Origin of the sequence: Falsiroseomonas oryzae, from assembly GCF_027856955.1 — a bacterium.
GTDB classification, from domain to species: Bacteria; Pseudomonadota; Alphaproteobacteria; order Acetobacterales; family Acetobacteraceae; genus Falsiroseomonas; species Falsiroseomonas oryzae.
The window spans coordinates 1-9,867 of record NZ_JAPSMD010000196.1 but is presented as its reverse complement, the minus strand read 5'-3'; the positions used below and the strand labels follow the sequence as shown (position 1 = coordinate 9,867).

The 9,867-nt window shown below is 69.8% G+C and carries 7 protein-coding genes and 2 tRNA genes; 1 reads left to right on the top strand and 8 read right to left on the bottom strand.

The window, feature by feature from the left end; all coding sequences use genetic code 11:
- Positions 1–196: 196 nt before the first annotated feature.
- The 5 genes from OZN99_RS17950 to clpP all read right to left on the bottom strand — a co-directional run bounded on the left by OZN99_RS17950 (position 197) and on the right by clpP (position 5,651).
- Positions 197–271 (bottom strand) — tRNA-Val (locus tag OZN99_RS17950).
- A 115-nt stretch (positions 272–386) separates the two neighbouring features.
- On the bottom strand, positions 387–659 hold the full coding sequence (locus tag OZN99_RS17945; protein ID WP_270936637.1) for an HU family DNA-binding protein: 273 nt from the start codon (positions 657–659) through the stop codon (positions 387–389).
- A 272-nt stretch (positions 660–931) separates the two neighbouring features.
- A complete protein-coding gene (lon, locus tag OZN99_RS17940) occupies positions 932–3,352 on the bottom strand; it encodes an endopeptidase La (RefSeq protein WP_270936636.1) in 2,421 nt (806 codons plus the stop codon).
- Positions 3,353–3,541: 189 nt separating this feature from the next.
- Positions 3,542–4,798 (bottom strand): ATP-dependent Clp protease ATP-binding subunit ClpX, encoded by a 1,257-nt coding sequence (gene clpX, locus OZN99_RS17935; RefSeq protein ID WP_270936635.1) that lies wholly within the window; start codon positions 4,796–4,798, stop codon positions 3,542–3,544.
- 208 nt (positions 4,799–5,006) lie between these two features.
- Positions 5,007–5,651 carry an ATP-dependent Clp endopeptidase proteolytic subunit ClpP gene (gene clpP, locus OZN99_RS17930; RefSeq protein WP_270936634.1) on the bottom strand — a complete coding sequence of 215 codons (645 nt, stop codon included), beginning with the start codon at positions 5,649–5,651 and terminating at the stop codon, positions 5,007–5,009.
- 284 nt (positions 5,652–5,935) lie between these two features.
- Between clpP and OZN99_RS17925 the strand changes: the two genes are divergently transcribed.
- Positions 5,936–7,360 (top strand): DUF1254 domain-containing protein, encoded by a 1,425-nt coding sequence (locus OZN99_RS17925; protein WP_270936633.1) that lies wholly within the window; start codon positions 5,936–5,938, stop codon positions 7,358–7,360.
- A 51-nt stretch (positions 7,361–7,411) separates the two neighbouring features.
- Here the strand turns inward: OZN99_RS17925 and tig are convergent, their stop codons facing one another.
- The 3 genes from tig to OZN99_RS17910 form a co-directional block, all read right to left on the bottom strand.
- On the bottom strand, positions 7,412–8,749 hold the full coding sequence (gene tig / locus OZN99_RS17920) for a trigger factor (protein WP_270936632.1): 1,338 nt from the start codon (positions 8,747–8,749) through the stop codon (positions 7,412–7,414).
- A 254-nt stretch (positions 8,750–9,003) separates the two neighbouring features.
- Positions 9,004–9,084, bottom strand: a tRNA-Leu gene (locus OZN99_RS17915).
- Positions 9,085–9,095: 11 nt separating this feature from the next.
- The coding region (locus OZN99_RS17910; RefSeq protein ID WP_270936631.1) for a methyltransferase domain-containing protein at positions 9,096–9,867 on the bottom strand (772 nt) is incomplete at its 5' end.

Below are 9,867 nucleotides of genomic sequence, written 5' to 3'. Positions count from 1 at the left end.
CTGCTCGCCGCGCTCGCAGCGGCGGAGGGGCGGCTCGGCGACGTGCTCGGGCTTCGGCCGGCGATCGGCGGCGGCGCGGCAGCGCGGCCCGTGCTGGAACGGCTCGGCGGCCCCACGGCGCTGCAAGAGACGCTGCAGGCCATCGCAGAGGCCGGCGCCTGGTGGCCGTGAGCCCGCTTGCGGTGACGCGGCGGCATGGTGGGCGCTGACGGGATCGAACCGCCGACATCCTGTGTGTAAGACAGGCGCTCTACCGCTGAGCTAAGCGCCCCCGCGCAGCCCTACGCCCGCCCAACGCCGGCGCCAAGGGTCCTGCAAACACGAAGGGCCGGTCCTTCCGGACCGGCCCCCGCGCCCCCCCAGCAGGTCCCCTGCCGGCCGGAAACTCAGTTCACTGCGTCCTTGAGGCCCTTGCCGGCCTTGAAGCGGACGGTCGTGGTGGCGGGGATCTTGATCTCCTCGCCGGTGCGCGGGTTGCGGCCCTTGCCAGCCTTGCGCTTGGAGGTGCTGAAGGTGCCGAAGCCGACCAGCCGGACCTCCTGCTTCTTCTTCAGCGACTTGGTGATCGCCTCGAACACAGCGTCGAGCACGTCGCCCGCCTTCGCCTTCGAAAGTTCGCCGGCCTCGGCGACCACCGCGACCAGATCCTGCTTGTTCATCTCGAACCCCCCTGAGGTCCCTGTCGTCTACTGCCCCGGACCGCCCGAATCCGGGCCGCCATCCGCGGCGACACTAGGCGTGCCGTTCCGCTCGCGTCAACGTGCGACGCCCGATTCGCGGCAGAAAACGGCCATTTTCGGGAGGACGACACGAAGCGGCCCGCGCCCCGCGCGGCGTTGCGCGCGACGCTCGCGGCAAGTGTCTGATCGACCGCGGAAAAGGAAAGGGCGCCTGCCTCGCGGCAGACGCCCTTCTCACATGGGGGTCGGGCTCAGTGCGGGCGGACGCCGGCTCCATCCGCAGGGGTCGCCGCAGGCGGCGCCTCCGGCGGCTCTTCCCAGGTGATCGGCTCCGGCGGGCGAGCCAGCGCCTTGCCGATCACCTCGTCCACATGGCTGACCGCCAGGATGGTCAGCCCCTTCTTCACGCTGTCCGGAATCTCGGCCAGGTCCTTCTCGTTGTCCTTCGGGATGAACACCGTGGTGACGCCGGCCCGCAGCGCCGCCAGCAGCTTCTCCTTCAGGCCGCCGATCGGCAGCACCCGGCCGCGCAGCGTCACCTCGCCGGTCATCGCGACGTCCTTCCGCACCGGGATGCCCGTCAGCACGGAGACGATGGAGGTGGCCATCGCGATGCCGGCGGAAGGCCCGTCCTTCGGCGTCGCGCCCTCCGGGACGTGCACGTGGATGTCGCGCTTCTCGAACAGCGTCGGCTTCACGCCGAAGCTCGTCGCGCGCGAGCGGACATAGCTCATCGCCGCGCTGACGCTCTCCTGCATGACGTCGCCGAGCTTGCCGGTCGTCTTCACGTTGCCCTTGCCGGGGACGATAACGCTCTCGATCGTCAGGATCTCGCCGCCCACCTCGGTCCAGGCCAGGCCGGTGACCACGCCCACCATGTCCTCGGCCTCGGCCTCGCCGTAGCGGAACTTCCGCACGCCGGCGAACTTCTCGAGGTTCTTGACGGTGACCGCGACCTTCTTCGACTTCTTGGCCACGATCTCCCGCACCGCCTTGCGCGCGATGCCGGCCAGCTCGCGCTCCAGGTTGCGCACGCCCGCTTCCCGCGTGTGGTAGCGCACCATGTCGCGGATGGCGTCGTCGCTGATCGTCCACTCGCCCTTCTTCAGCCCATTGGCCTCGCTGACCTTGGGCAGCAGGTGGCGCTTGGCGATCTCGACCTTCTCGTCCTCGGTGTAGCCGGGGATGCGGATGATCTCCATGCGGTCGAGCAGCGGCTGCGGCATGCGCAGGCTGTTCGCCGTGGTGATGAACATCACGTCCGAGAGGTCGTAGTCCACCTCGAGGTAGTGGTCGTTGAAGGTCGCGTTCTGCTCGGGGTCCAGCACCTCCAGCAGCGCGGCGGAAGGGTCGCCCCGCCAGTCGGCGCCGAGCTTGTCGATCTCGTCCAGCAGGAAGAGCGGGTTGGACGACTTCGCCTTCTTCATGCCCTGCACGACCTTGCCGGGCATGGAGCCGATGTAGGTCCGCCGGTGGCCGCGCACCTCCGCCTCGTCCCGCACGCCGCCGAGCGACATGCGCACGAAGTTGCGCCCCGTCGCCTTGGCGATGGACTTGCCAAGCGAGGTCTTGCCGACGCCGGGCGGGCCGACCAGGCACAGGATCGGGCCGCGGATCTTCTGGCTGCGCGACTGCACCGCCAGGTACTCGATGATCCGCTCCTTGACCTTCTCCAGCCCGTAGTGGTCGGCGTCGAGCACCTTCTCCGCCGCGACGATGTCGTTGCGGATGCGGGTCTTCTTCTTCCAGGGGATGGAGAGCATCCAGTCGAGGTAGTTGCGCACCACCGTCGCCTCGGCGCTCATCGGCGACATGGTCTTGAGCTTCTTCAGCTCCGCCATGGCCTTCTCGCGCGCTTCCTTCGACAGCTTGGTGGCCTTGATCTTGGCCTCGAGCTCGGCAGCCTCGTCCTTGCCGTCCTCGCCCTCGCCCAGCTCCTTCTGGATCGCCTTCAGCTGCTCGTTCAGGTAGTACTCGCGCTGCGTCTTTTCCATCTGCCGCTTCACGCGGTTGCGGATGCGCTTCTCCACCTGCAGCACGCCGATCTCGCCCTCCATGTGGGCGAAGACGCGCTCCAGCCGCGGGGAGATACCGGCGGTCTCCAGCAGCTCCTGCTTCTCGCTGATCTTGAGGTTCAGGTGGCTCGCCACCGTGTCGGCCAGCTTGGACGGGTCGTCGATCTGGTTGATCGAGACCAGCACCTCCGGCGCGATCTTCTTGTTGAGCTTGATATAGCTCTCGAACTGGGTGACGACGGACCGCGCCAGCGCCTCCTGCTCGCGCCCCTCGGCCGGCTTCTCCTCCTCCATGGGGGCGGAGAAGGCCTCGAAATACGGGTCGGTGGACTTGTAGGCGGCGATCTTGGCGCGGCGGCCGCCCTCGACCAGCACCTTCACGGTGCCGTCCGGCAGCTTCAGCAGCTGCAGCACGGTGGAGACCGTGCCGACCTTGTACAGGTCATCCACGCCTGGATCGTCCTGGGCGGCGTTCTTCTGGGCGACGAGCAGGATCTGCTTGTCGTCGCGCATCACCGCTTCCAGGGCACGCACGGACTTCTCGCGCCCGACGAAGAGCGGGACGATCATATGGGGAAACACGACGATGTCGCGCAGCGGCAGCACCGGGAGGAGCTCGCCGCGGCCGACGGTAACCTTGTCTTCTTCAGCCGCCATCTGGACCTCGCTGGGGACGATCGGCGCGGAGCCGCCCACGAGGGGACCCGACGGCCCCTCGCTTGTCGGCACGACCCCGGCACCACGGGATTGTCATGCAAATGGCCCCCCCACCCCCCCGGCGCAAGCACCGGCCCGGCGCATGGCCGGGCCGCGGCGGCAGGGGGAAGGGCGGCGCCAAGGGGCGGCTCAGCCGGCGGACTGCTCCGCCTTGCGCTCCCCGTAGATGAAGAGCGGGCTGGCCCGGCCTTCCGCGACTTCGCGGTTGACCACCACCTCCTCCACATCCTCGAGGCCCGGCAGGTCGAACATGGTGCCGAGCAGGATGCTCTCCATGATGGAGCGCAGGCCGCGGGCGCCGGTCCGCCGCTGGATGGCGCGGGTGGCCACCGACTTCATCGCGTCCTCGGTGAAGGTGAGCTTGGCCCCCTCCATCTCGAACAGGCGCTGGTACTGCTTCACCAGCGCGTTCTTCGGCTTGGTGAGGATCTCGATCAGCGCCTTCTCGTCCAGGTCCTCGAGCGTCGCGACCACCGGCAGGCGGCCGATGAACTCGGGGATCAGGCCGAACTTCAGCAGGTCCTCGGGCTCCACCTCGCGCAGGATGGCGCCGGTCCGGCGCTCGTCCGGCGCCCGGACCTCCGCGCCGAAACCCATCCCCGAGCCCTTCCCGCGGGAGGCGATGATCTTCTCGAGACCGGCGAAGGCGCCGCCGCAGATGAACAGGATGTTGGTCGTGTCCACCTGCAGGAATTCCTGCTGGGGATGCTTCCGGCCGCCCTGCGGCGGCACGGAGGCGACCGTGCCTTCCATGATCTTCAGCAGCGCCTGCTGCACGCCCTCCCCGCTCACGTCGCGGGTGATGGAGGGGTTGTCCGACTTGCGGCTGATCTTGTCGACCTCGTCGATGTAGACGATGCCGCGCTGCGCCCGCTCCACGTTGTAGTCCGCGGCCTGCAGCAGCTTGAGGATGATGTTCTCGACATCCTCGCCGACATAGCCGGCCTCGGTCAGGGTGGTGGCGTCCGCCATGGTGAAGGGGACGTCGAGGATCCGGGCCAGGGTCTGGGCCAGCAGCGTCTTGCCCGAGCCGGTCGGGCCGATGAGCATGATGTTGCTCTTCGCGATCTCGACGTCGCCGGACTTCCCGCTATGCGCCAGGCGCTTGTAGTGGTTGTGGACGGCCACGGACAGCACGCGCTTGGCGTGGTCCTGCCCGATGACGTAGTCGTCGAGGACCTTGCAGATCTCGCGCGGCGTCGGCACGCCGTCGCGGGACTTCACGAGGTGCGTCTTGTGCTCCTCGCGAATGATGTCCATGCAGAGTTCCACGCATTCGTCGCAGATGAACACGGTCGGCCCGGCGATGAGCTTCCGGACCTCGTGCTGCGACTTGCCGCAGAACGAGCAGTACAGGGTGTTCTTCGAGTCGCCGGACTTGCTCATGCGCGCTCCAGGAGCCGCGCCCCGCGTCCACGGGGGTCGGCATCGGTCTCGCCCGCCCCCCGGCTGGGAGGTCGGCCAAGGGCAACCATAGCCCCCGGATTTCGCCGGGGAAAGCGGAACCGCGCCCCGGCCCGCCCCGCCAACAGGGCGCAACCGGAACGGTATCGGGCGGGACGGGGTTCCATGCCCCGTCCCGGACCCGGCCGGGTCAGGTCTTCGCCACCTCGGCGGGCGGCATCGGGCGCTGCTCGACGACCTGGTCCACGAGGCCGAAGTCGCGCGCCTCCTCGGCGGACATGTAGGTGTCGCGCTCCAGCTTGTTCTGGATCTCCTCGATCGGCTGCCCGGTGTGCCGGACGTAGATCTGGTTCAGTCGCTCGCGCGTCTTCAGGATCTCGCGGGCCTGGATCTCGATGTCCGTCGCCTGGCCCTGGGCCCCGCCGGAGGGCTGGTGGACCATGATCCGGCTGTTCGGCAGCGCGAAGCGCTTGTCCTTGGCGCCGGCGCACAGCAGCAGGCTGCCCATGGAGGCGGCCATGCCCATGCACACGGTGCTCACGGGCGCGCGGATATACTGCATGGTGTCGTAGATCGCCAGGCCCGCCGTCACAACGCCGCCCGGGCTGTTGATGTAGAAGGCGACGTCCTTGTTCGGGTTCTCGCTTTCCAGGAACAGCAGCTGGGCGCAGAGCAGGCTGGCCACCTGGTCGTAGACCGGGCCGGTGAGGAAGATGATGCGCTCCTTCAGGAGTCGCGAATAGATATCGAAGGCCCGCTCGCCCCGGGCGGTCTGTTCGATGACCATGGGAACGAGGGTGTTGTTGTAGATCTCGACGGGGTCGCGCTCGCGCATGGGCGTCCTTTCATGCCCGGGGTCCGCCCCGGGCGGTGCCCGCCCCGGGGATCCTCGGCGGGCCAGTGTCTCGAAGTCACCTTAATGTGGGCGGAACGCGGTGGCGCGCAAACCCCCTTGCCGGCACCGGAACGTGACAGTGAAGCGCCCCCGCCCGCGCGACCCGGCGATCCGCCCAAGAAGGACAAGGTTGGCCCTACCGGAAGCGGTTCGTTCCGCTCTAGGCTGAGAGACGTCACTGGCGGCAGGTTCGGCCGGCCAGGTCCGAGGAAGGCTGACACCACATGAAAAAGAGAGACCTGATCCGGGCCTCGGCATTGGCCGGTCTCGGAGCACTCGCCCTCCCGCGCCCTCTTCTGGCGCAGGCCAACCGCCCAGGCATCGTCGGAGCCTTCGAGGCGGCGGAGGCCGCCTTCGTCTTCGGCCTGCCGATCGTGATGAACTACGCGGTGATGTACGAATTCGCCATCGACCGGAACAGCGGGCAGTTCAAGGCGCCGTTCAACACGATGTGGAACGACGCGCAGGTCTTCACCTGGCGCGACACCGCGATCCCGACGCCGAACAGCGACACGCCCTATTCGATGTCCTGGCTCGACCTGCGCGCCGAGCCGGTCGTGATCTCGGTCCCCGACGTGCCGGCAGGGCGCTACTTCTCCGTCCAGGTCTGCGACGGCAACACCTACAACGTCGGCTACATCGGCAGCCGCACCACCGGCCAGGGGGCCGGGTCGTGGCTGGTGGCCGGCCCGGGCTGGCAGGGCGCGACGCCGCCCGGCATCAAGGGCGTGATCCGCTCGACCACGCAGTTCGCGCTCACGATCTTCCGCACCCAGCTCTTCGGCCCCAACGACATGCCGGGCGTGGTCGCCGTGCAGCGCGGCTACCGGTCGGAGCCGCTCTCGACCTTCCTGCGCCAGCCCGCACCCCCGCCGGCGCCCGAGATCCGCTGGCCGCGCGCCAACGCCGACCTCGTGAAGCACCATTTCTTCGACTTCCTGGCCTTCGCGCTGCAGTTCAACGCGCCGCAGGCCAACGAGGCCGCGATCCGCGCGCGGCTGGCGACCATCGGCATCGACGGCCGCGGCACGGCGCTGCCGCATTCCTTCGTCGACCGGATGGAACTGCTCGCCGCCGCCTTCGAGGGCGAGCGCAAGGTGGAGGCCGCGGTCGCCGCCGCCGGCGTCGCCATGAACGGCTGGCGCGTCACGCCGATCCCCGGCAGCCAGGAGGCCTACAACGGCGACTGGATGCTGCGCGCCGTCGCCGCCAAGGCCGGCATCTACGGCAACAGCACCGAGGAGGCGACCTACCCCTTCACGCGCACCACCGCGGGCGGGGAGACGCTGGATGGCAGCACGGGCCGCTACACGCTCACTTTCGGCCCGAACCAGCTGCCGCCGGTCAACGCCTTCTGGTCGGTGACGATGTACCACGGCGGCAACCAGCTGCTCGTGCAGAACCCGATCGACCGCTACCTCATCAACTCGCCCATGCTGAACGGCATGCGCCGCAACGCCGATGGCGGTGTCACCATTCACATCCAGAAGGACGACCCGGGCGAGGCGCTGCGGCCGAACTGGCTGCCGGCGCCGAACGGCCCGATCTATCTGGTGATGCGGCTCTACTGGCCGAGGACCGAGGCACCGTCGCTGCTGCCGATCGGGCGCGGCGCCTGGCAGCCGCCGGGCGTGGTGAAAGTGGGATAGGCGGGCGGCCCTCCTCCGCGGAAGCGGGGGAGGGCCGGGCCTCAGCCGGCCTCAGCCAGCCGCCTCGGTCAGCGCCTTCGGCTCCACCGCCTTCTCGGCCACCTTGGCCAGTTCCAGCACGAAGTCCACGACCTTCTCCTCGAAGATCGGGGCGCGCAGGCCCTCGACGGCCTGCGGGTTGCTGCGGAAGTAGTCCAGCACCTGCTTCTCCTGGCCGGGGTAGCGGCCGGCCTCGGCCCGCATCGCCCCGGCCAGCTCGTCGTTGCTGACCTGGATGTTGTTGGTCCGGCCGATCTCCGACAGCAGCAGGCCGAGGCGGATGCGGCGCTCCGCGATGGCGCGGTACTCGGCCTTCAGCGTGGCCTCGTCCTTGCCCTTGTCGTCCTCGTCCAGGCGCCCGGCCTTCATGTCGGCCTCCACGCGCTGCCAGATCTGGGCGAACTCCGCTTCCACCATGCCCTCCGGCACGGTGAACACGGCCTTCTCGGCCAGCGCGTCCAGCAGGGCGCGCTTCACCTTCATCCGCGCCAGCGCGTCGTATTCGCGCTGCAGGTTCTCGGTGACGCGGGCGCGCAGCGCCGCGAGGTCCTCCACGCCGAGCCGCTTGGCGAACTCGTCGTTCAGCTCCGGCAGCACCTTGGTCTTGAGCGCCTTGGCCGTGATGGCGAAGACCGCCGGCTTCCCGGCCAGCTCGGCCGACTGGTAGCCCTCGGGGAAGGCGACCTCGATGTCCTTCCTGTCGCCGGGCGACATGCCCTCCAGCTGCTCGGTGAAGCCGGGGATGAAGCCGTCGCCGCCGACCTCGATCGGCATGTCGCTCGCAGTGCCGCCCTGGAAGGGATCGGCCAGCGTGCCGTCCTCGTTCTTCAGGCGCCCTTCGAAGTCGCAGACCAGGATGTCGCCCTTGGCGGCGGGGCGCGGCTCGGCCACGTCCTCGGTGCCAGCGAGGCGCTGGCGCATGGTGGCCAGGAACTCGTCAACCTGGGCGTCGCCGGGAGTGGCCTTCTCGCGCTCCAGGGCGATCCCCGCGAAGTCGGGCATCGGGATCTCGGGCAGCAGCTCGAGGTCGATCTTGTATTCGAGGTCCGCGCCCTCGCTGTAGTTCACCAGCTCGATCTTCGGCTGCAGCGCGGGGCGCAGGCCGCGGTCGGAGATGACCTGGCGGGTGGCCTCGTTCACGCTCTCCTCCAGCACCTCGCCGGAGACGGCCTGGCCGTAGCGCGCCTTCACGACGGAGGGCGGCACCTTGCCCGGGCGGAAGCCGGGCAGGCGCAGCTCGGCGCCGAGCTTCTTCAGCCGCGCGTCGCGCCGCTCGGCGAGGCTCGCCGCGGGCACGACGACCTGGAATGCCCTCTTCAGCCCCTCGGCCGGCAGCTCGGTGACCTGCATCTTACCCTTCCGGAATCCCACATGCGGCGCCCCGGCGGGCGCCGCCCCATTCGCATCAAGCCCGCCCCGTTAGCGCCACGCGGGTCCGGGGGCAATGGGGCGGAGGGAATCCGCCCCCACGGCGACAGCACGCGTGAAGCGAACGCGGCCCGAAGGGCCGCTGGCCGCAGCGCCCCCGTTTGGCCCAGCGCGCCAGCGCGTCGGGCCGGAAGCCAAGCCGCCGGAGGCGGCGCCGGCGCCTGAGGCCGGAACAATGCGGGCGGAGGGACTTGAACCCCCATGGCTTGCGCCACTGGAACCTAAATCCAGCGTGTCTACCGTTCCACCACGCCCGCGCAGGCCGCCCTCAAGGCGGGCGCCGCATCACGAACAGATGCGACACCCAGCGCCGCCGGTCGAGTCCCGGAACCGGGTCCTCGTTGACTTCCAGCACCGCCAGCCCTGCCGCGGCGGCCAGGGCGAAGACCTCGGCCTGGGGCAGCGCATGCAGTTCCGGCGCCGGAGCCTCCGGCGCGGCAAGATACGCCGCCGGGTCGAAGGCATAGCCGAAGCCGTAGGTCGGCAGCTGGAACATCGCGAGGCCGCCCGGCGCCAGCCCGGCGAAGGCCAGCCGCAGCACCTCGCGCATCACCGGCGGCGGGTTGTGCTGCAGCACGCGCCGGCTGAACCAGATGTCGTAGCCCGTGACCGGCATCGGCAGGTCCGGGCGGCTGCGCAGCCAGGCGATGTGGTCCATCCCCCGTGCCAGTGCCTCCGCCCGTGCCGCGGCCAGGTGCGGCGCCGATGCGTCGATCCCCGCCACCTCCGGGGCGACCGCCGCCAGGTGCAGCGTTGCCCGCCCCACCCCGCAGCCGAACTCCACCAGCCGGCGCACCCCGTCGCGCGGCAGGCGCAGCCGGGCCATTGCACCCTCCAGCAGGTCCCGGTCCTCCCGGCCGCTGCCCAGGAAGGCGGCGCGGTGCGCGGGAAGGCTCGCCGGCCGGAAGCGGTCCTCGGGCAGCACGGACCAGTGCGGCGCCTGCTCGCCGAGCCGGGTCCAGCCACGGGCGACGCGCGCCAGCATCGCGGCGACCTCGCCGGGCGTCGCCTCCAGCCCGATCGCCGGCGCCGGCGCGTCG

Coding starts and splice junctions, on each gene's coding strand:
- clpX (WP_270936635.1), bottom strand. CDS start 4,798: ATGAGCAAGTCCGGCGACTCGAAGAACACCCTGTACTGCTCGTTCTGC.
- OZN99_RS17945 (WP_270936637.1), bottom strand. CDS start 659: ATGAACAAGCAGGATCTGGTCGCGGTGGTCGCCGAGGCCGGCGAACTT.
- lon (WP_270936636.1), bottom strand. CDS start 3,352: ATGGCGGCTGAAGAAGACAAGGTTACCGTCGGCCGCGGCGAGCTCCTC.
- OZN99_RS17925 (WP_270936633.1), top strand. CDS start 5,936: ATGAAAAAGAGAGACCTGATCCGGGCCTCGGCATTGGCCGGTCTCGGA.
- clpP (WP_270936634.1), bottom strand. CDS start 5,651: ATGCGCGAGCGCGACCCCGTCGAGATCTACAACAACACCCTCGTTCCC.
- tig (WP_270936632.1), bottom strand. CDS start 8,749: ATGCAGGTCACCGAGCTGCCGGCCGAGGGGCTGAAGAGGGCATTCCAG.